The 21,775-nt window shown below is 72.4% G+C and carries 15 protein-coding genes; 8 read left to right on the forward strand and 7 right to left on the reverse strand.

The genetic code is table 11. The annotated features are described in order from the left end of the window. Window positions 1–118: 118 nt before the first annotated feature. Entirely contained in the window at window positions 119–2,383 is a 2,265-nt protein-coding gene (locus AMO33_RS05085; protein WP_060590867.1) for an ATP-binding cassette domain-containing protein, read from the reverse strand. A gap of 62 nt (window positions 2,384–2,445) precedes the next feature. Here AMO33_RS05085 and AMO33_RS05090 point away from each other — a divergent pair, with 62 nt between their 5' ends. Then, a complete protein-coding gene (locus AMO33_RS05090; protein ID WP_060593296.1) occupies window positions 2,446–3,423 on the forward strand; it encodes a helix-turn-helix transcriptional regulator in 978 nt (325 codons plus the stop codon). Between the two features lie 24 nt (window positions 3,424–3,447). Here AMO33_RS05090 and AMO33_RS05095 read toward each other — a convergent pair whose 3' ends face one another. After that, window positions 3,448–4,668, reverse strand: a complete 1,221-nt coding sequence (locus tag AMO33_RS05095; RefSeq protein WP_060590869.1) for an oxygenase MpaB family protein — start codon at window positions 4,666–4,668, stop codon at window positions 3,448–3,450. After that, complete coding sequence (locus AMO33_RS05100) at window positions 4,619–5,284, reverse strand: TetR/AcrR family transcriptional regulator (protein WP_060590871.1); 666 nt, start codon at window positions 5,282–5,284, stop codon at window positions 4,619–4,621. The genes AMO33_RS05095 and AMO33_RS05100 overlap by 50 nt, the downstream gene beginning before the upstream one ends. A 139-nt stretch (window positions 5,285–5,423) precedes the next feature. Here AMO33_RS05100 and AMO33_RS05105 point away from each other — a divergent pair, with 139 nt between their 5' ends. The 4 genes from AMO33_RS05105 to AMO33_RS05120 all read left to right on the forward strand — a co-directional run bounded on the left by AMO33_RS05105 (window position 5,424) and on the right by AMO33_RS05120 (window position 16,026). After that, a complete protein-coding gene (locus AMO33_RS05105; protein ID WP_076573429.1) occupies window positions 5,424–6,425 on the forward strand; it encodes an alpha/beta hydrolase in 1,002 nt (333 codons plus the stop codon). 256 nt (window positions 6,426–6,681) lie between these two features. Beyond that, window positions 6,682–13,131 carry a type I polyketide synthase gene (locus AMO33_RS05110; protein ID WP_060590876.1) on the forward strand — a complete coding sequence of 2,150 codons (6,450 nt, stop codon included), beginning with the start codon at window positions 6,682–6,684 and terminating at the stop codon, window positions 13,129–13,131. Then, complete coding sequence (locus AMO33_RS05115; RefSeq protein ID WP_060590878.1) at window positions 13,128–14,570, forward strand: MFS transporter; 1,443 nt, start codon at window positions 13,128–13,130, stop codon at window positions 14,568–14,570. Before AMO33_RS05110 ends, AMO33_RS05115 begins: the two co-directional genes overlap by 4 nt. Window positions 14,571–14,580: 10 nt before the next feature. Continuing rightward, window positions 14,581–16,026, forward strand: a complete 1,446-nt coding sequence (locus tag AMO33_RS05120) for a condensation domain-containing protein (RefSeq protein ID WP_060590880.1) — start codon at window positions 14,581–14,583, stop codon at window positions 16,024–16,026. Here the strand turns inward: AMO33_RS05120 and AMO33_RS05125 are convergent. Continuing rightward, complete coding sequence (locus tag AMO33_RS05125) at window positions 15,944–16,633, reverse strand: sigma-70 family RNA polymerase sigma factor (RefSeq protein WP_060590881.1); 690 nt, start codon at window positions 16,631–16,633, stop codon at window positions 15,944–15,946. The genes AMO33_RS05120 and AMO33_RS05125 overlap by 83 nt on opposite strands. Before the next feature lie 319 nt (window positions 16,634–16,952). Here AMO33_RS05125 and AMO33_RS05130 point away from each other — a divergent pair, with 319 nt between their 5' ends. Both AMO33_RS05130 and AMO33_RS05135 read left to right on the forward strand, forming a co-directional pair. Further along, entirely contained in the window at window positions 16,953–17,405 is a 453-nt protein-coding gene (locus AMO33_RS05130) for an acetyltransferase (RefSeq protein WP_240327425.1), read from the forward strand. Between the two features lie 18 nt (window positions 17,406–17,423). Continuing rightward, window positions 17,424–17,876 (forward strand): putative glycolipid-binding domain-containing protein, encoded by a 453-nt coding sequence (locus AMO33_RS05135; protein ID WP_082668584.1) that lies wholly within the window; start codon window positions 17,424–17,426, stop codon window positions 17,874–17,876. A gap of 186 nt (window positions 17,877–18,062) precedes the next feature. Here AMO33_RS05135 and AMO33_RS05140 read toward each other — a convergent pair whose 3' ends face one another. From AMO33_RS05140 to AMO33_RS05150, 3 genes are all read right to left on the reverse strand, one after another. Then, complete coding sequence (locus tag AMO33_RS05140) at window positions 18,063–18,566, reverse strand: DUF7144 family membrane protein (protein ID WP_011209551.1); 504 nt, start codon at window positions 18,564–18,566, stop codon at window positions 18,063–18,065. Between the two features lie 119 nt (window positions 18,567–18,685). Next, on the reverse strand, window positions 18,686–19,363 hold the full coding sequence (locus AMO33_RS05145; RefSeq protein WP_060590886.1) for an enoyl-CoA hydratase/isomerase family protein: 678 nt from the start codon (window positions 19,361–19,363) through the stop codon (window positions 18,686–18,688). Between the two features lie 32 nt (window positions 19,364–19,395). Further along, a complete protein-coding gene (locus tag AMO33_RS05150; protein ID WP_082668585.1) occupies window positions 19,396–20,259 on the reverse strand; it encodes an SCO6745 family protein in 864 nt (287 codons plus the stop codon). Window positions 20,260–20,365: 106 nt separating this feature from the next. Here AMO33_RS05150 and AMO33_RS05155 point away from each other — a divergent pair, with 106 nt between their 5' ends. Then, complete coding sequence (locus tag AMO33_RS05155; protein ID WP_060590888.1) at window positions 20,366–21,736, forward strand: aminotransferase class I/II-fold pyridoxal phosphate-dependent enzyme; 1,371 nt, start codon at window positions 20,366–20,368, stop codon at window positions 21,734–21,736. The last annotated feature ends 39 nt before the right edge of the window (window positions 21,737–21,775 follow it).

The raw sequence follows: 21,775 nt of genomic DNA on the forward strand, positions 1-21,775 counted from the left end.
TGCCACCATCGCCCACCCCTCGCAGAGCAATCGTTCAGCAAATCATCGGACGTTCAGCAACGTAGGTGGTCGCGTCCCCGAGAGCCAGCCGACAAGCCGGGCGACAGCGAGAAACTGGCTATCCACAAATGCCGGCTGTGGACGCCTCGGCGGCCCGCAGTGCGCGCGCGGTCGCGGTGTCGTGGGCGCGCAGATCGGTGACATGCCCTTCGAACAGCACACGCCCGCCGTGCCTGCCCGGACCTGGCCCGAGGTCGACGACCCAGTCCGCCCGCCGCACGACCTCGAGATCGTGCTCGATGACCACCACCGTGTGGCCCCGCTCGACCAGCCGGTCCAGCACGTCCAGCAGCGTGTCGACATCGCGCAGATGCAGTCCCGTGGTGGGTTCGTCGAGGATGTACAGGGCCGGTGCGGTGGCCTCCCGCAGTTCCTTGGCGATCTTGACGCGTTGGCATTCGCCGCCGGAGAGGGTGGTCAGCGGCTGGCCGAGGCGCAGATAACCCAGGCCGACCTCGTCGAGGTGGCCGAGCGCGGCCGCGATGGCGCGGTCGTCGAGGCGGTGCAGCGCCTCGGCGATGGTGAGATCGTCGACGTCGGCGATGGAGAGCCCGTCGACGGTGTGGCGCAGCACCTCCGGGGTGAAGCGGCGGCCGCCGCAGGTCTCGCAGACCGTCTCCTGCCCCTCCATGAAGGCCAGGTCGGTGTAGACGACGCCGAGACCGCGGCAGTCCGGGCAGGCGCCCGCGGAGTTCGCGCTGAACAGCGCCGCGGGCACGTTGTTGCGCCGCGCGAACAGCTTGCGCAGCGGCGTGGCGATGCCGGTGTAGGTGATCGGTGTGGAGCGGCGGTTGGTCGCCACCGGCTTCTGATCGATGACGACCGCCTCGTGCTGGGCGCGCAGTTCCGCGGCCAGACTGGACTTCCCGGATCCGGCCACGCCGGTGAGCACGGTCAGCACCCCGGTGGGCAGGTCGAGGGTGAGGTCGCGGAGGTTGTTGCGGGTGGCGCCGGTGACGCGGATCTTCCCGCGCGGGGTGCGCGGCGCGCGGGTGCGCGGGCGGGTGCGGGTCAGCGCGGTCGCGGTCGGGGTGCCGGCGCGGAGCAGGTCGGCGTAGCGGCCCTGGAAGACCAGTTCGCCGCCGTGTTCGCCCGCCGCCGGACCGATTTCGACGATCTGGTCGGCGATGGCCATCACCGCGGGGTCGTGTTCGACGACCAGCACGCTGTTGCCCTTGTCGCGCAGCCGGCGCAGCAGCGCGGTCATGGCCGCGACGTCGTGCGGGTGCAGGCCGACGGTGGGTTCGTCGAAGACGTAGAGCATTTCGATGAGGCTGCTGCCCAGGTGCTTGACGGTCTTGATGCGCTGGGACTCGCCGCCGGAGAGGGTGGTGGTGGCGCGGCCGAGGTGCAGGTAGCCCAGGCCGATGGTGACCAGCGCGTCGAGCCGCTCACGCAGGGCGGCCACCACGGGGGCCACCGTCGGCTCGGTGAATTCCGGTATCAGCCCGGCCAGTTCGGCGATCTCGAGCCGGGCCAGGTCGGCGATGGTGTATCCGTGGACGGTCGCCGTCCTGGCGGCTTCGGTCAGCCGGTCGCCGTGGCAGTCGGGGCAGGTGGCCGAGCGGGTGAACCGGGCCAGGGTCTGCTGTTTGCGCTCGGAGAGGTTGTCGGCGGTGTGCAGGTAGATGCGCTCGAAGCGGGTCACCACGCCCTCGTAGTCCTTCGGCGGCGCGGTGCCGAGGCGGGCGGCGTGCTCGCCGCCGTAGAGCAGGGCCGCGCGTTCCTGCTCGCTCCACTCCCGCAGCGGGGTGTCGGCGTCGAAACTGCCGATGTCGGCGTACTGGGAGTACCAGTAGCCGCCGTTGCCGAAGCCGGGCAGCAGAATCGCGCCCTCGCGCAGCGACTTGTCCGGGTCGAGGAACCGCTCGACCGCGCTGACCACCACCTCGCCGAGACCCGAACAGGTGGGGCACATGCCCGCCGGATCGTTGAACGAGAAGCGGTTGGACTCGCCGAGGTGCGGGGTGCTCAGGCGGGAGAACAACAGACGAAGGTAGGTCCAGGTGTCGGTGATCGTGCCGACGGTGGACCTGGCGTTGCCGCCGAGGCGGCGCTGATCGATCACCACCACCGGCGACAGCCCGTCGATGTGCTCGACGTCGGGTCGCGTCCACTTCGGCATCCGGTTGCGGGCGAAGGGCGGGAAGGTCTCGGTGAGCTGGAAGCCCGCCTCGGCCGCGATCGTGTCGAACACCAGCGAGGTCTTCCCCGATCCGGACACGCCGACGAAGGCCACCAGCTGCCCGCGCGGCACGTCGAGGTCGAGCGACTTCAGATTGTTGGTCCGGGCGCCCCGGAGACGGATCATGGGTTCGGCCATGCCCGCGACGCTACGACGAGATGTGGCCGGATTCCGACCGCGATTCCGGCGAGAATGAGCGCATGGCCGATGTCACCCGCCGCCTCCTCGCGCTGCTGGCCGCCCTGCAGACCGGGCGGGCATTCGCCGGCGAGGAACTCGCCGCCCGGCTGGCGGTCAGCCCGCGCACGCTGCGCCGCGACGTCGAGCGGCTGCGCGAGTACGGCTACCCGGTCCGCACCCAGCCCGGGCCGGGCGGCTACTACCGGCTCGCCGCGGGCACGACCGTCCCGCCGCTGCTGTTCGAGGACGACGAGGCCCTCGCGACCCTGCTCGGCCTGGCCCTGCTGTCGGCCACCGGCAACGCCGGCGCGGGCAGCCTCGACGACGCGGCCACCCGCGCCTACGGCAAGGTCGACCAGTTCCTGCCCAAACGCCTGCGCCCCCGCGCCGCCGCCCTGCGCGCGGGCCTCGAAACCGGCGCCCTCGCCGCCCCCGGCGCGGACGCGGCCACCCTCGGCGCCCTGGCCGACGCCATCCACCAGCACCGTGTGGTGACCTTCGAGTACACCGGCGCCGAGGGCGCGTCGTCGGCCCGCCGCGTCGAGCCGCACCGCCAGATTCACCTGCGCCTGCGCTGGTACCTGCTGGCCTGGGACACCGACCGCCGCGACTGGCGGGTCTTCCGCACCGACCGCATCACCGGGATGCGCGTCGGCGAGCGTGTCTTCACCCCGCGCCCGCTGCCCGCCGACACCGGAATCGACTACCTGCGCGCGGGATTCGACAAACACCGGCAGCGTGTCGTGCTCACCGTCGACGCCCCGGTCGCCGCCGTCGCGGGCGCGCTGACCGGCCAGGACATGGAACTCACCGCGCTGCCCGACGGCCGCACCCGCGCGGTGCTGATGCTCGACACCTGGCAGTGGCTGGTGCTCGCCCTGGCCTTCCTCGACGCCGAGGTCACCGTCGAGGAGCCCGCGGAATTCCGCGCGGCGCTCCACCGCTTCGGCGACCGCCTGCGCGGGGGTGCCGGGTCCGGGCGGATGCCGAGCGAGTGACCACCGCGGTTCGGGGACGATCGGTCAGGCGGCGGTACCCGGCCGGGGCGCGGATGCGCCGATGACGGCCGCGCTGTCGCCGATGAGCTTGCGCAGGAACGCTTCCTGTTCGCGGCGGCCGCGCACGGCCGCGCGGTCGGCGCCGCCGGGGACGAGGCGGACCAGTCCGCTGCGCACCAGGTTGACCGGGATGCGCAGGGCCGGGTACCACGGCGGCACGTACGGCAGGCCGAGGATGCGCATGGCTTTGGGGCCGAGAAAGGCGCTGGCGACCGACAGGTGCTGGGCGCGGGCGATGCGGCCGCGCAGGCGCGGCAGGTTGGGGTGGTGCCAGTGCAGCGGATCGTCGGCCATCGGCCGGGCGAGCCGGCGGCTGGTCTCGTCGGGGTTGGTGATCGCGCCCAGGCAGTGGTGCAGGATCGCCACGCCGTCGCGGAATCCGGTGGGCAGCCACTGCTCCTGCACGCCGATCAGCCAGCCCACGTAGCGGGTCAGGTGCGCGGCGGCGGCGGTCTCGCGAGGGGAGGGCACGATCCCCAGTGCCATGCCGCCGACGAAGGGGGCGAGCAGCGCGCCGACGAGCGTGGCGGCCATGTCGGTCTGGTTGATCGGCACCCCCCATTCCTCGCCGCGCCAGTCCGGCATGGCGGCCACGTGCCTGCGCACCAGGGCGTGGATGAAGCGCACGTGCAGCGTCGACCGGTAGCCGGCGCCGAAGGTGTCCATGCCGTTCTCGCTGGAGACGTCCATGGCCCACTGCAACGTCTCGGCGAAGCGCCGCGCCGGGCCCTTCTCGAGGGCGCCGGTGCGCAGGAGGGTCTTGTTGAAGCCGGAGGCCAGGTAGCCGCCGAGGAAGGAGACGTCGCGCGCGAAGTAGAGACCGTCGGTGCCGCCTGAGCGGAAGACCCGCTCGCCCTGGCGGAGCAGCGCGGGATCGACCCAGTCGGGGGTGGTCTCGACCAGCTCGAAGAACTCCCGCAGTGGTGCGGGGGCGGCGGGCACGCTGTCGATGCCGGTGTGCAGGGCGCGGTCGAACAGCGGGCGGGTGGTCGCCATGCCCGCGGCGTACATCCACTCGACCAGGCGGTCCATCGGTTCGTCGCCGACGAGCAGGGATTCGCCGAGCGCCCGCCAGCGTCGCGGGGTGGGCTCGCCGATGCCGAGCAGCGCGGCGAACGGGCCGAGTCCCGGGGCCCTACGTGGGCGGTCGGGATGGCGCGTGGGGACGAGCGTGGGGGCGGTCATGGGGGTGTTCCTCCCGTGATGCGGCGATGCCGTGTTTCAGCAACGGCACGAGAAAGGCGCGGACGAAGGCCCTGGCCTGGTCGGGGTCGCCGAAGTCGACGTTGCCGCCGCCGCCCGGGGTGAGCATCAGCGAATGGGCGAGGCGGGCGACGAGTTCGGCGACGGGACTGGGGTCGTAGCGGTAGATGAGCCCGGCCTGCTGTGCGTGGGTGAGCATGCCGGTGATGTAGTCGATGCCGAGCCCGACCAGCCGCTCGCCCTGCACGGTGTAGAAGCTCAGGGCCTCCTCCGGCGCCACCCGCAGCAACCGGGTGACCAGGGTGTGGATGCGGGTCTGGGTGAGCACGTACAGCACGGTCTCCTCGATCTGCGCGTCCACGCCGGGGGCGGTGGTGGCGATCGCGGTGACCTCGGCGAGCATGCGGCGGGTCTCGCGCTCGAGCACCGCCTCGATCAGGTTCTCCTTTCCGGCGAAGCGCCGGTGGATGGTGATGCGGTTGATGCCCGCGCGGCGCGCGATGTCCTCGAGGCTCGACCGCCGGATGCCGACCTGGAGGATCCGTTCGAGCGCGGCGTCCATGATCCGCTCGTCGACCTCGTCGTAGCGCTCGGGCATGTAACGACAATACAAATCCTGTTTCATTGCGTCAACGCGTGCCGGAGGCGCCCATGACCGCGGACGGCGAATTGGTAGCCCTCACAGGATCGCGGGCGGAGCGTGGCCGGCGGCGGTGCGGCGGATTAGGTTGCCGACGGTGACACACTCCCTGCTTCGCGCGCTGGTCGCCACGACCGCCGTCCTGGTGGTGGCCGCGCTCGCCGGCCCGGTGGCCGCGCAACCGATCGGCGAGCCGCACATCGTCCGGGTCATGCCGCGGTCGGACCGGGAGGTCGAGGTGATCGTCCACTCCGCGGCCATGGCCGCCGAGATCCCGATCCGGCTGCTGCGGGCGGCGGACCCCGACCGGGCAGCACCGACGCTGTATCTGCTCAACGGGATCACCGGCGGTGGGGACGGCGGCAACTGGTTCGACCGGACCGGGGTGGCGGCCTTCTTCGCCGGGGAACAGGTCAACGTCGCCATGCCGATCGGGGGTGCGGGCAGCTACTTCGCCGACTGGCGCGCCCGCGACCCGGTGCTGGGGCTCCAGCGCTGGGCGAGTTTCCTCACCCGCGAGCTGCCGCCGTTGCTGGACAACGCGTTTCACGGCACCGGCGCGAACGCGGTGATCGGGGTGTCGATGGCCGGGACCTCGGTGTTCCAGCTCGCTCTGCACGCGCCGGGGGTGTACCGGGCGATCGGCTCCTTCAGCGGCTGTGTGCCGACCAGCGACGCGCGGGGCCGCGCCGTGGTGAACACGGTGGTGCGCGCCTACGGCGGCGACCCGGTCAATCTGTGGGGCCCGCCCGAGGACCCGGCGTGGGCGGCCAACGATCCGTCGCTGCGGGCCGCGGAACTGCGCGACACCACGGTGTACGTGACGGCGGGCACCGGGCGGCCGGGGGCCCTGGATTCGTTGCAGGGCCCGGGAATCGACGCGGATCCGTTCGCGCTGGCGGACCAACTGCTGATCGGCGGTGCGCTCGAGGCGGTGGCCGCCGACTGCACCAGCGAACTCGGCGCGCGGCTGCGCGCGGCGGGCATCCCGGCGACGGTCGAGGTGCGCCCCGACGGCACCCACTCGTGGGGGTACTGGGAGCAGGATCTGCGCCGCTGCTGGCCGCTGTTCGCCGCCGCGCTGGCCGCGCCCGCGTGAGCGCGACCGAAAAGGCTTGGCCGCGATCACAGTTGGCCGCGCACGGGCTTTGTGCGATGACGGAACGTTGGAACCGAGCTGTTCACCGCGTCGTCGTCGGGTGCATACGATCGGTCCACTGCCGGTGTGGCACCGGGTGTTTTGCGGATTTGCAGCGCTGATACCGGACAACTTCCAGGACGGCCCAGGTTCGACAGATCGTCGCCCGGCAGCGGAGACAGCGACTGCACGACACCCCCATTCGGGAGGATCAAGGATGTCCGACATTGCCATCGTGGGTATCGGCTGCCGATTCGGCGGTGGAATCGACTCACCGGAAACCTTCTGGGATTTCGTGGTCGACAAGCGCGACGCCGTCGTGGAGATCCCCGCGGACCGGTGGGACTACCGCCGCTACTACGACCGCGACAAGCGCACCCCGGGCCGTAGCTACACCAAACGCGGCGCCTTCATGACCGGCGACCCGTGGGAGTTCGACCCTGACTTCTTCGGCATCTCCCCGCGTGAGGCGACCGTGCTGGACCCGCAGCAGCGGCTGCTGCTCGAGGTGACCTGGGAGGCGCTCGACGACGCCGGGATCGCGCCGCGCACGGCGGGCCGCCAGGTCGGCGTCTACGTGGGCGGTTTCGTGGTCGACCAATCGGTGGTCGGGGTGGTCGGACCGGCGCTGGCGCACGTGGACATGCACACCGCGGCCAGTGCCTCCTACACGATGCTGTCGAACCGCATCGCCTACGCCCTCGACCTGGTCGGGCCCGCGCTCACCGTGGACACCGCGTGCTCGTCGTCGCTGGTGGCCTTCCACCTGGCCTGCCAGGCGCTCGACAACGGCGACTGCGAGGTCGCGCTGGCGGGCGGGGTGAACGTCATGCTGCAGCCGGAGACGTTCGTGATGATGTGCAAGGGCGGATTCCTCGCCGCCGACGGGCGCTGCAAGTCCTTCGACGCCGCGGGTGACGGCTACGGCCGCGGTGAGGGCGGCGGCATCGTGGTGCTGAAGAAACTCGACGACGCCGTGCGCGACGGCGACCGGATCTACGCGGTGGTCAAGGCGACGGGCGCCAACCAGGACGGGCGCACCACCGCGATCACCGTGCCCAACGCCGACTCCCAGGAGGCGCTGGCCCGGGCCGTGTGCGAGCGGGCGGGACTGGCGCCCGAACGCATCAGCTACGTGGAGGCGCACGGCACCGGCACGCCCGTGGGCGACCCGATCGAGCTGCGCGCCCTGGGGCGGGTCTACGGCGCGGTCGAGGGGCGCGAGACGACGCTGGGGGTCGGCTCGCTCAAGGCCACCCTCGGGCACACCGAGGCCGCCTCCGGCATCGCCGGTGTCATCAAGTCGGCGCTGGCGCTCACCCATCGCACCCTGCCGCCGCAGGGCTGGCTGAACGAACTCAACCCCGACATCCCTTTCGCCGACCTCAACCTGCACGTCCAGCTGGAGGCGCAACCGTACGAGTCCGAGACCGTGCCGATGACGATCGCGGTCAACGGGTTCGGATACGGCGGCACCAACGCCCACGCCATCCTCCAGGAGTACCGCGGGGCGCCGCCGGCGCCGCGCGCCGAACCGCGCCATCTCGGGGTGCTGCCCGTCTCCGCGCGCAGTGCGGCCGCCGTGCGGGCGATGGCGGGCCGGTTCGCCGATCTGCTCGCGGGCGGCGCCGACGTGGAGCGGGTCGCCGAAGCGGCGTGGACGCGCCGGGCGCACCACCAGTTCCGGATCGGGATGCCGTTGGGCGAGCGGGCCGAACTGGTCGACGCCCTGCGCGCCTATGCCGCCGGTGACGGCCGGGACGCGGTCCGCACGGTGTCGCGGCGGGTCGCCGAACCGGTGTTCGTGTTCTCCGGTATGGGCCCGCAGTGGTGGGGGATGGCACGCGAACTCCTACTCGCCGACGGTGTCTTCGCCGCGACGGCGCGCGAGATCGACACGGCCTTCCGGGCGGTGGCCGGCTGGTCGATCATCGAGGAACTGTTGCGGCCGGAGGAGGAATCGCGGGTCACCGCCACCGAGGTGGCGCAACCGGCCAACTTCCTGGTGCAGGTGGGGCTGGTGCGGGAACTGGCCGCGCTCGGCATCGAACCCGCGGCGGTGGTCGGCCACAGTGTCGGGGAGGTGTCGGCCGCCTATGTCACGGGGATGCTGACACTGCCGGAGGCCGTGCTGGTCGCCTACCACCGGGCCCGCCTGCAGGCGACCACCGCGGGCTCGGGCGGCATGCTGGCGGTCGGGCTCAGCCTGGAACAGGCCGGTGCGCTGCTCGCCGACGGCACGGTCGACATCGCGGCGGTGAACAGCCCGCACGCGCTGACCCTGTCCGGCGACGCCGACCGGCTCGACGAGATCGCCGAAAAGCTCACCGACGACGGCGTTTTCGCGCGTCGACTGCGCGTCGAGGTGCCCTACCACAGCCGCCTGATGGATCCGATCCTCGACGAGCTGCGCACCGCGCTGGCCGAGTTGCGGCCGCGGTCGCCGCGGATTCCGCTGTACTCCACGGTGACCGGCGCGCCGGTCACCGACGACCTGTGGGATGCCGAGTACTGGTGCGCGAACGTGCGCGGGTCGGTGCGCTTCGCCGACGCCGTCACCGCCCTGCTCGGCGCGGGCAGCCGGGTCTTCCTCGAGGTCGGCCCGCATCCGGTGCTGTCGGGCAATCTCCGTGAGATCCTGCTGGCGGCGGGGGAGAACGGCGCGACGGTCGCCACTCTGGACCGCAAGCGCCCCGATTCCGAGAGCCTGCGCGCCACGATCGCCGGACTCTACAGCGCGGGTGTCCTCGACCTGGACCGCCTGTTCCCGGCCGACACGCCGACCCCGCATCGGCCACTGCCGCGCTACCCCTGGCAGCGCACCCGCCTGTACGCGCCGCTGCCGGTCTTCGAACAGATGCGCCTCGGCACCCCCGGCGGCTACGCCATGCTCGGCGATCCGGACGCCGAAGGCAGGCCGGGCTGGTTGTTGCAGGTCGGCACCGAAGTGCTGCCGTGGCTGGCCGATCACGTGGTCGGCGGCGTGCGCATCATGCCCGGCGCCGCCTATCTCGACGCGGCACTGAGCGCGGCGGCGAGCCGATCCGGCGACAAGCGGGTCGCGGTGGCGAACGTGCGGTTCGTGGCGCCGCTGATCATGGGCCAGCCCGACGTGCCGTTCCTGGAGACCAGCGTCGAGGAGGGCAGCGGGCGATTCCTGATCCGCTCGCGCAGCGCCACCGGCACGGTGTGGACGGTCAACGCGACCGGACGGCTGCTCACCGGCGCCTACGAGCCGGAACCGGTGCCGGTGCCGGAGATCGAGACCGAGGTCGACTTCGATCCCGACCTGTTCTACGCCGCGCTCGCCGCCCGCGGCCTCCACTACGGCCCGTCCTTCCGCCGCGTGACCGCGGTCCGCGCCGACCGCGACACCGTCGTCGCCACCGTGGACGCGAGCATCGGCGCCGGCTCCGGACACCTCGCACACCCGGCCGTGGTGGACGCGGCCATGCAGACCGTGGCGCTGCTGTTCGCCGACGAGAGCCTGGGCGAGGGCGCGCTCGTGCCGGTCGGGGTGAACGCGGTCCGGATGTATGCGCCGCTGCCCGAGGAGGTCACGGTGGTGGCCCGGCGGAATCCGGCGCGCGCCCGGCTGGCCGATGTCGACCTGCTCGACGCCGACCGGAACCCCTGCCTGCGCCTGGTCGGTGTGCAGATCGATGCGCTGAACCCCGGCGCGGGGCCGCTGCAGCGGATGGCCGAGTTCTACTACGCCGACACGATGGAACGACGCGACCCGATCGACCCGGCCGCACTCGCGCAGCTGCCGCCCGCGGCCACGGTGATCGTCGCGCTCACCGCAGACGCCCGCGCCGGCCAACTGGCCGCCGCGATCCCCGACGCGCGCATGCGGGTGGCCGCGGACGCGCCGGATCTCGAGGACGACCTGCTCGCCCTGCTGGATTCCGTGGCCGCGGAACCGGACGTGCAGCGCGTGCACGTCTGCGTGGTCGCCGGCGCGGTGGCCGACGACCTGGCCGACCTGTGGACGCTCAAGCGGATCGCGGTGGCGCTGGACCGGTTCGCCGATTCCCCGGCCGCCGCCGCGCTGCCGCCGGTCGAGGACGGCGCCCTGCACGTCACCCTGATCACCGAGCGGGCGTTCACGCTGCCCGACAGTCCCATCCCGCCGGACTCCCGGCAGGCCGCGCTGGCCGGGGCGCGCCGCGTGCTGCTCAACGAGCAGACCCGACTGCGCTGGCGGCTCGTCGACGTCGAACCCGGTACCGCCGTCGCCGATCTGGTCGCCGAACTGTCGGTGCCCGGCGCGTTCAGCTACGACAACTCCGACGAAGTGCTGCTGCGCGGCGGCGCCCGCTGGGTGCCGGTCGTCACCAAGCCGCTCGGCGAACGGATCGAGGCGCTGGACACCGCGGCGCCGCTGACCGATCCGGAAGCCGATTTCGCGCTGGAGATTCCACGGTCGCGGCTGCTGTCGGCGCTGGCCTGGCGGCAGGTCCCGCGCCGCGACCCCGGCCCGGGGCAGGTCGAGGTGCGGATGCAGGTCATCGGCATGAACTACAAGGACCCGCTCAAGGTGATGGGCATCCTGGGGGAGCGCGAGCTCGCCGAGACCTTCTTCGGCACCGAGCCGGGCATGGAAGGCGTCGGCACCGTGGTCCGCGTCGGCGCGGACGTCGAGTCGGTGGAGATCGGCGACACCGTCGCCATCGCCGCCAAGGGCATGATGCGCCGCTACCACCTGGTCGACCAGTACGCGGTCATCCCGCTGCCCGAGGGCGCCGAGCCCGGACTGTGCACCAGCACCACCGCGTTCGGCACCGCCGAGTACTCGCTGCTCGACCTGGCCCGGCTGCAGCCGGGGGAGACGGTGCTCATCCACGGCGCGGCCGGTGGCGTCGGGCAGGCGGCGATCCAGGTGGCCCGACAGGTGGGCGCGCGGATCATCGGCACCGCGGGCAGCGCCGAGCGGCGGGCGCACGTGCTCGCGCTCGGGGCCGATCACGCGCTGAACTCGCGCTCGCTGAACTTCGCCGACGAGGTCCTCGCGCTCACCGGCGGCGCCGGCGTGGACGTGGTGCTCAGCACCGCCCCCGGCGAGGCGCTGCGCCAGAACTTCCACGCCGTGCGCGAGTTCGGCCGCATCGTCGAGGTCGGCAAGGCCGACATCTACACCGGCGGCCTGCTCGAGCTGGCCGCCTTCGACAAGAACCTGTCGTACTTCTCGGTCGACCTCGACCGGATGTGCGCGGTGCGGCCGCTGCAACTGGCCGACCTGCTGCGCCGCGTCTACGACAAGATCGCCGCCGGCATCTACACCCCGCTGCCCTACGAGGTGTACGGCACCCACGAGGTGGTCAAGGCGTTCGACGACGTGATCCGCTCCAACCGGTTCGGCCGGATCGCCCTCGGTATGACGGACGAGGCGCCGCCGGTGCGTCCGATGCTGCCGGAGGTGCAGATCGACGGTGCCGGAACGTATCTGATCACCGGCGGGTTCGGTGGTTTCGGCCTGGCGACCGCGCGCTGGCTGATCGGCAAGGGCGCGCGCCGGCTGATGCTCGTCGGGCGCAGCGGCGCGGCGACCCCGGCGGCGAAGCAGCAGATCGCCGCCTGGGCGGCGCTGGGCGTGACCGTGCTCGAGGAACGGGCCGACGTCGCCGACCGGGCGGCCGTCGCCGGGATCGTGGCACGCGCGCACCAGCCGGAGCACCCGCTGCGCGGGATCTTCCACGCGGCGGGCGCGGTGGCCGACAACCGCATCGAGCTCATGGACCTCGATCAGCTCACCCGCGTGTACCGCGCCAAGGTGCACGGTGCGCGCGCACTGCACGACGCCGTCGAGCAGGCCGGTATCGAGCCGGACATGATCGTGCTGTACTCCTCCGGCGGGTCGATGTTCGGCATCTTCGGCCAGTACAACTACACCGCCGCCAATCTCGCGGTGGAGGCGCTGGCCGAGGAGTGGAGCCGCGCGGGGGAGCGGGTGCTGTGCGTGGGCTGGGGGCACATGTCCGGCGCGACCGGCGGCATGGCCGCCGACGAGAAGGTCGCCAAGTATCTCGAGGTGGCCGGGTTCAGCCCGATCGAGATGACCGACGGCACCGTGTATTTGGAGCAGGCGCTACGGCTGGACGTGACCAGGGCCGCGATCATCCCGACCGACTGGTCCAAGCTCACCGCCGCCTTCCCGCAGATGACGCGCACCGGCAGGCTCGCGACACAGGTGGCGGCCGCGGTGGCCGACAACTCCGCCCTCGCCCAGCTCAAAGCCGAACTGCTGGCGCTGGAGGAGGGCAAGCGCGGGCAGGCGGTGGCCAGGATGCTGGCCGAACAGCTGGCCGTGGTGATGGGCGTGCAGGCCGACACCGTCGACCTGACCGTGCCGGTGCCCGAACTGGGGCTCGACTCGCTGATGGCGGTGGAATTCGGTGCGCGGGTGAGCAAATCGCTCGGCATCGAGCTGATGTCGCTGCAGATGGGCCGTTCGTTCAGTCTCGAGCAGGCCGGACCGAAGGTGGCCGAGCTGATCCTCGCCGCCGACACCGGCCCGCTCGACCCGGCCGCGCCCGTCGCGAAACCCGCGGGGTCGGGGCTGACGGTGCCCGCGGCGCTGACCGAATCGCTCGCGGCCGCCGCCAACGGCGCGGGCAACGGGCACGTCGCCGACGCGGCCACGCGAGCCGAGGGAGCGCGTCTGTGACGGAGGTCCGCACGCCGCCCGCCGCGGTGGCGGGCGGCGACCTGGCGGCCTGGCTCGCCTTCGCCGGCTGCCTGATCGCCGTGTTCATGCAGATGATCGACGTCACCATCGTGAACACCGCGCTGCCGAGCATCACCGCGGACCTGTCCGCCTCCGGCGCACAGCAGGTGCTGGTGATCTCGGGCTATTCGCTCGCCTTCGCCTGCACGCTGCTGACCGCGGCGCGGCTGGGCGCGATGGTGGGGCGGCGCACCATGTTCCTGGTGTCGGTGGTCGCCTTCACCGCCGCCTCGATCTGGTGCGGGGTGTCCGGCAGCGCGAGCGAGCTGGTGGTGGCCCGGGTGGTGCAGGGCATCGCGGGCGCGGGGATGGCGGCGCAGACCATCGCCATCCTCACCGCGAGCTTCCCGCGCAGCAAACACACCCAGGTGTTCGCGCTCTACGGCGCGGTCGCGGGCTTTGCGGGCATGCTCGGGCCGATCCTGGGCGGCGCGCTGGTGACCGCGGACATCGCCGGAACCGGCTGGCACAGCGTCTTCCTGATGAACCTGCCGCTGGGTGTGCTCGCGTTCGCGCTGGGCTGGAAGTTCCTGCGGATCGACCGGCCCCGGGCGGGGGAACGGCTGGACCCGGCCGGGGTGGCGCTGTCGACGCTGGCCCTGTTCGGCCTGCTCTCCGCGCTCGCGGAGATCCACCAGCACGGCTGGCGACCGCTGCCGTGCCTGGGGATCGTCGCGGCACTCGCGCTGGCGACGATCTTCCTGCTCCGGGAGCGGCGGCGGAACCGCAGCGGCGCGGGCGCGCTGGTGCGGCTGGATCTGTTCGCCGACCGGGGTTTCGCGCTCGGGTCGGTGCTGGTGACGATCTTCTTCGGGCTGTTCACCGCGTTCGTGTTCGCGGTGTCGATCATGCTGCAGGACACGCTGGACTTCTCGCCGTTGCGTACCGGCCTGGCGATGACACCGTTCGCGCTCGGCGCGGGCGCGGGTGCGTTGAGTTCACCGTGGCTGGTGCGCCGCTGGGGTGTGCGGGTGCTCGCCGCCGGCATCGCGCTCTACGGCGGCTGCGTGCTGTCGTGGGTGATCTACCTGCACCTCACCGGCGGCGAGGTGAATCTCGCGCTGGCCGCGGGCCCGGTGTTCGCGGCCGGGTTCGGCGTCGGCCTGTTCGGCGTGCCGCTGCAACCGTTGATGCTGGCCGGGCTCGACGAGCACCGGATGGCCGAGGCCTCGGGCACCCTGCCCACCATCGAACAGATCGGCAACGGTGTCGGATTGGCGGTGCTCAGCGCCGCGTTCTTCCGCACGCACGACCTGACCGGCAGCCTGACCATGCTCACCGCGATCGCGGTGATCGCGATCCTGCTGGCGGTGCCGACACTGCGGCTGCCCGAAGCTGCCGCCGGGACCGCCGCACACCCCCTCGGCGCGCGGAGATGAGGAGAACGCCGTGGTCGAATTCGGCCTGATCGATGAATGGCAGCCGGCTCCGGGCCGGGTCGTGACGTGGGTGGCCGCCGCCGAGTCGGTGGCGCGCGCGGCCGCGGCCCCGGCCCACCCGGTGCCGCCCTCGCACCAGCAGGAGGAATACCTGAAGCTGGCCCACCGCAACGCCGCCGCCGACTTCCGGTTCTCCGGTCTGTGCGTGGTCACCGCGGAGGTGCCCGCGGCGCTGGACCGCGACGCGATGACACGGGCGATCAACGCGTTCCTGCTGCGCCACGACACCTTCCGCAGCTGGTTCTCGATCGAGCCCGGCGGCGCGGTGACGCGGCACATGGTGGAGCCGGACGTGGTCGACTTCGTGCCCGTCGACCACGGCGTCATCGACGACGCCGAGACCGTGCGCGACCTGGTGCAGACGCAGACCCCCGGCCCGTTGCAATGGAACTGCTTCACCTTCGGCGCGATCGAGCACGGCGAATCCACCACCGTCTACCTCGCCGTCGACCACCTGCACACCGACGGGGTCGCCCAGCACATCTCGTGTTTCGAGCTGGCCCAGCTCTACGCCCGCGAGATGTGGGGGCAGCAACCGCTGGTCGAGCAGCCCGGCAGCTACCTCGACTACTGCGCACGGCAACGGGCCGAGACGGCGCGCCTGACGCCGGCCGATCCCGGGGTGCGCCGCTGGATCGAGCTGGTGCGCGGCAACGACGGCGAACTGCCCTCCTTCCCGCTGGATCTCGGCGTGGACGGCGACGGATACCACCGCAGTGCCCATCGCAGCATCGTGGTGTTCGACGAAGCCGACGCGGTGCGTTTCGAGCGGGTCTGCCGCGCGCACGGCGCGGAGTTCACCGGGGGCGTGTTCGCCGCCGCCGCGCTGGCCGAACGCCGGCTGCTCGACAGCGACTACTACTTCACCCTCACCCCGATCAGCACCCGCAACACCGTCGCCGAACTGGCCTCGGTGGGCTGGTACGTGACCCTGGTGCCGGTCGCGTTCCCGATCGGCGCCCGTGCGGGTTTCGACCGGACCGTGGTGCGCGCGCAGCGCGCCTACGACGCCGGTCTGCGGCTGACCACGGTGCCGTTCCACCGCGTGCTCGAACTCGCCACCGGCGCCGACGGCATCGCCGTGCGGCCGGGCTGGTCCAACCCGATGCTGTCCTACGTCGATGCCCGCGAATTCACCGGCAGCGAGTACTTCGACCTGGCCCGCGGCGGCCTCTACGGCAACCGCGGCGCCGCCGAGGAGGTGCTGATCTGGATCAACCGGCTCCCGGGTGTGACCACGCTGAGCGTCATCCACCCCGACACCGCGGTGGCGCACGACTCGGTCGACCGCTACATCACCGCGCTGCGCGCGGTCATGCGCGCGGTCGCCGACGGACGGGAGGCAGCGGATTCGCCGGGGCGGGCAATGGCCGCAGGCACGACTCCAGGCGCTTGAGCCCGGACCGGATCCGGGTCTTCACCGTGGGCAGCGGCACCCCCAGATCGGCGGCCACCTGGGGGTAGCTGCGGTCGCCGTAGTAGGCCAGGCAGATGGCCTGGCGCTGGATCGGGGTGAGAGTCTGCACCCAGCGGGCGACCTCCTGGCCTTCCAGGCGGCGCAACACCACATCCGAGACCTGGTCGTAGTCCCGCTCGAGAAATGTTGTGCCGTAAGTGCGTTCGCGATTCCCCGCGGCGGCATCGGCGCGGATCCGGTCGATCGCGCGGCGGTGGGTCAGCATCAGCAACCAGCCGAGCGGGGTGCCGAGGCGCCGGTCGTAGCTCGCCGCGCTCGACCACACCTGGAGGTAGACCTCCTGCGCGGTCTCCTCCGCGGCCGGGTGCACCCGCAGGGTCCGCAGGGCGATGCCGAACACCCGGGCATGGGTGGCGCGGTAGAACGCGGTGAAGGCCGCCCGGTCCCCGGCGGCGATCCGCGCGAGCAACGCGGCCAGCTCGCCGTTCACCGCCGCGGCGCCGAACAACTCCTGTCGCTCAGCGTCTTCCGCGTCGCCGACCCGCTCCGCGACCGCACCGAGCGCCGTCCCGGACTCATCCGTCATCCCGCTGTGCTCCTGTCCTCTGCCCGACCCGGCACGCATGTTCAGCGCACAGCTAGCAATATTCCAGCAATGTCGGCACTTCGCCAAAGATGCGGCGGTTCGCCCAGCATCCGTCGGTAAAAGCGGTGCGATTGCTCGATATCCGAGACACTGCCGGTGCGCCGGTACGGCCACGCTCTCGTTGTCCAGTGGTTTGCCTCGCAGCGATACCCGGGTCCGCGCTCGTCAAACCCGGCCCGGCCCGGCTGGTGGTGCGCGAGCGGCCTGCCCCGGCGAAATTCGCTGGCCGAGCGTGCGGGCCCGCGGCTACCGTGGCGCGGTGGAGATCAGGATCCGGCCCGCGCGGGCGGACGAACACGAGCTGCTGCTCGGCATCTGGCGCCGAGCCGTCGAGGCCACCCACCACTTCCTCACCCCCGCCGACATCGACTGGTACGCGGGTCTCCTGGCCGGCTATCTGCCCGCGATGAGCGATCTGCGGGTGGCCGAGGACGCCGAGCGCGGTCCGGTGGGTTTCCTCGCGCAGGAGAACGGCGAGATCGATGCGTTGTTCGTGGAGCCCTCCCTGCACGGCCACGGCATCGGCACCCGGTTGCTCGACGACGTCGCCCGCGACCACCCCGTCCTTCGCCTCGACGTGAACGAGGACAATCCCACGGCACGAAAGTTCTACGCCGCGAAGGGTTTCGAGGAGGTCGGCCGATCGGAGATCGACGGGCAGGGCAGGCCGTTCCCGCTGCTGCACCTGCGCCGGGACCGCACCTCGCGCTGAGCGGGTTATCCTTCGCCCATGCGCAGATTCGTCTGGGCGGGAATCGATGAGCCGCGGATGGAGATCGTCGAGGTGACCTCGCTGGACCGGGCGCGCGGCACCCAGCTGGGCCTGGTCTACGAGCTGCGCTGGGAACTCGACGGTCCGGCGTTGACCGTCGACGTGGGCGACGGCCCGATCACCCACCTGCTCGACGGCGCCGACTTCTTCGACCTGCAGCATTCGGCGTTCTTCAACACCCTGCCGGTCGTGCGGGACCGGCTGCTGGCCCCGGCCGCGCAGCCGCGCGACTACACCATGCGGTTCGTCGCCGTCCCCGACCTCACCGCTGTCCTCGGCCCGCAGCGCTACGCGCCCCGCGGCGGCCGGACCGTCCACTTCGTCGCCGGTGACTTCGCCGCCGACATCGACTTCGACGACGACGGGTTCGTGGTCCTCTACCACGACTACCTCCGCCGCCTGCACCCCTGACACCCACGGCGTGGGCCGACCGGGGCTACGGTTCGGCGACGCGCGATCCCGCGGCCGCGGCGAAGGCGGGCGCGAGCTCGACCAATCGGCCGGGCCGCACCGTCGCCCGCGCAACCCGTCGCGGGACGGCGAGGAGTACGGCCGATGCCGGTGACGGTCGAGCACGCCACCGGCGGGCCGCGGTCGTCAGAAGCGTTCGGGATTCCAGGTGGCCAGGGCCCAGATCACCACGGCGTCCAGGGCGATCACGATGATCGACCACAGCGGGTAGTAGGGCAGCCACAGGAAGTTGCCGATGATCGACAGGCAGGCCAGGCCGATGGCGGTCACCCGCGCCCAGGTCGCGCCGGTGATGACGGCCAGGCCGGTGACGATCAGCAGCACACCGAGAACGATGTGGATCCAGCCCCAGGTGGTGAGGTCGAATTCGTAGGTGTACTGGGGTCCGACGACGAACAGCTCGTCCTCGGAGACACCGGCGATGCCCTGCAGCAGGCCGACGATGCCCGAGGTGATGAGCAGGGCGGCCGCCGCGATCGAGGTGACGCCCGCCGCCACCTGACGGCCGGTGGTGTGCCCGGCGTGGCTCACCGGGGTGGTCGCGCCGGTCGCGTGTCCGGTGGGCGCGGTGGTGGGTTGGCCGGTCGCCGTGGTCGGTTGCCCGGGCTGACCCGGGGTGTGCGTGGTCATGGTCGGCTCCTTCCATACCGGAGGGCTCGGGAGTGGGCCCTCGTCGGGGGAGAACCACTGCGACGCTAGGCAGCCGGACGGGGGTTCGCCTCACCCCGCCCGGGTGAACTTCGCGGAGTTCACAGGTCGAGTGTGGGCATCCGGGCGTCGTAGCCGCGGGCGGCGACGAACTTGCGGCGCATCCGTTCGAGCACCGCACGGGGGGCCGTGGCGATGTCGCGGGCCAGCGCGCGGGCCCGGTCGAGCACGGGGCGGTCGGTGACGAGTTCAGTGAGCAGGCCGAGACGCAGCGCCTCCTCGGCCTCGACCACACGGCCGGTGAGCACGAGCTCCCGCGCGCGTGCGGGGCCGACACAGTCCGCCAGCGGCCGGTAGACGACGGGGAAGCGGGTGCGTTCTGGGTGGGAGAAGGTGGTTCGCGCGTCACCGAGGCGCAGGTCCGCCAGCACCGCGAGGTCGGCGCCGCCCGCGTAGGCGGGGCCGTTCAAGGCCGCGATCACCGGTACCGGGTGGTCCGCCACCGCGGCGTTCATGCGGTCCGAGGACTCCCACAGCCGCGCCTCGTCCACGACGCCGAATTCGGTCAGGTCGAAGCCCGCACTGAAGACCGAACCACGACCGGTCAGCACGACCGCCCGGCAGCGCGGGTCCGTGGCGAGGGCGTCGAGCGCGTCGGCGAGTTCGCCGCGCAGTCGGTGGGACAGGGCGTTCTTCTTCTCGGGGCGGTCGAGCGTGAGCACGGCGACGCCGTGGGCGGCGAGGTCGCCGGTGTCGATGTCGAGCGGAGTGTCGGTCACGGGGCTTCCTTCGGGGCGGTGTCGGTCGATGCTCAGGGGCGGGGTACGCCGATCGGGTTGGGCAGTGGTATCGCGCCGCGATCGAAGAGCCTGCGGCTCAACGGGGCAGCGCGGGCCAGGATGTCCTCGATGCCGGTGGGCCCCAGGATCGTCACCGGGTCGGCGGCCAGGACGTCGGTGTGGTCTTCGACGCCGCGCCGCAGCGCGCCGCCCGCCTTGGTGAGCCTGCCGGTGACGTCGACGAGGCCGCGTGCCCGCAATCGGCGCAGCGCGGCATCCCATTCCGCGTCACGCCACCCGCGATTGCGCTGCATGAGTTCGCGGGAGACGCTGCCGGTCGCGGCGTGCGCGACGACCGCGTCGATGCCGCTCACTCCGGCGTGCACACAGGCCAGGACGTGTCCGTCGCCGCGGTGTTCGCGCAGCACGGTCGCGGCCAGCCACAGACGACCCAGCGGGTCGTCCGGGCGCGGTGCGCGCGCCCACCCGGCGGCGAGCGGGCGGCCGCCGTAGTCGCAGCCGTCCACCGCGGCCTCCAACCGCCGGGCCAGTGTGTCGATGTCGGCGGTGGGCACCTCGCCGAGATGCTCGGCCAGCGCGGTACGGGCGGTCTCGATCCGGGCGGCCAGGACGGTCCCGGGGTCCGCGTGGTCCCACGCGGCGGGCAGGGCATGCGCGACGCGCCGTTCCGGGAAGCTGAAGAACATCGCCGTCACCGGCGCGGCGGTGAGCGCGCCGAGCGGTGCGGCGCGTCCGGCGAAGTAGCCCATCCAGTAGCCGCTCATGCCGAGCTCCACCGACACCCGGCGGTGGTGCGGCGAGAAATAGGCCACCGCGTGCAGCGGTTCGATCGCCTCCCACAGCCGCCGCGCCAACGTCGCCACCGGTTGCGCCATCCGTCGTCCTCTCCACTTCGTCGGCTGCTCCGCTCGGCCGTCGCGGCCGATTCGACCGACAGCATCGCGCTTGCCGGCACCCCCCGGACAGTGCCAATTTTGACGAGTGGACCAGCCTCCGTTGCTCTGGTGGACGACCGTCGTGTTCCGGCGCGGCGCCGACAGCGCGCCCCGATACCGGGGAATCGCCGACGATCTGGAGCGTGCTGTCGAGGCCGGGGTGGTCGGGCCCGGGCGGCGGCTGCCCGCGGAGCGGACGCTGGCGGCGGGACTGTGCGTCAGCCGCGGCACGGTCGTGCGCGCCTTCGAGGAACTCGTCGCGCGCGGAGTCGTCGAGCGGGTCCACGGCAGCGGCACGTTCGTGCGGGCCCGGCGCACCCGCCCGCCGCGTCCGGCCGGGCCTGCGACGGCCGAGAGCGCGGTCGACGACCCGATCGAACTGTCCCACCCGGTGCCCGCCGACGCCACGCACCTGCCGCCCGTCGACTGGTCGGTGCACCCGGCGGATTTCGGCGCGGGCATGCCCACCGGTGGCCTGCCCGAGCTGCGGGACGCGTTGTCCCGCTTCCTCACCCACCGGATGAACCTGCCGACGCGGCCCGAGCAGGTCGTCGTGACCACCGACGCCGGCGCCGCACTCGACGCGCTGCTCCGCGCGCACCGCGGCCGCCCGGTCGTGGCCGGTCCGGCCTGGCCCGCCCTGCACGCGGTGATCGGGGGACAGGACTTCGCACGAGTACCCCTGACCGTCGACGGCGCCGGCATCGACCCGACCCTGCTGCGTCGCGTGCTGCGCCGGACCGGCTCGCCCGTCGTGGTGCTGGATCCGACCGAGTCCGGCCCGTGCGGACTGCCGACCGCGGTGTCGCGCCTGCCCCGGCTGGCCGCCGCACTCACCGATGGTGCCGCGGTGGCGGTCGAAGACGTGTCCGCGCTGCCCGTCGAGGTCGCCGCCGACCCGGACCGGCCGCCACTGGCCGCCCTGTCCGAGCGGGTGATCGCACTCGGCGACCTCGGCAGGCTGTTCTGGGCGGGCGCGGGCATCGGCTGGCTCCGGACCACCGGCGCGGCACCGGCGTCGCCGCTGCCGCGCCCGGCCATCGGTGCGCAACTGCACGCCGCCCGCCTGCTCGACACCATCGACGCCGACTGGCTGCGGGCACGGCGCGAGGTACTGGCCGACCGGGCCGCGCATCTGCACCGGCGCCTGACGGCCGTGCTGCCCAGTTGGGTTCCGGCCACAACCCTCGACGGGGTACGTGCCGTCCTGCCCGTTCTCGACGCCGCCACGTTCGTCTACGTGGCCGCCCGTTTCGGCGTCCGTGTCCGCCCCGGACACGAGGGCACCGCCGACGCGAGCGTGCGCGATCAACTCTGGCTCTCGGCCACGCACGCACCGGAAACCCTCGACCTGGCCGTCGACCGCCTCGCCGCCGCGTGGGCCGAGTACACCCGGCGGCTGGCGGCGAGCGTCTGAGCGGAAATTCGATTGCCGCACCCGCCGCAGGCGCACCAC

This window comes from Nocardia farcinica (assembly GCF_001182745.1).
GTDB classification, from domain to species: domain Bacteria; phylum Actinomycetota; class Actinomycetes; order Mycobacteriales; family Mycobacteriaceae; genus Nocardia; species Nocardia farcinica.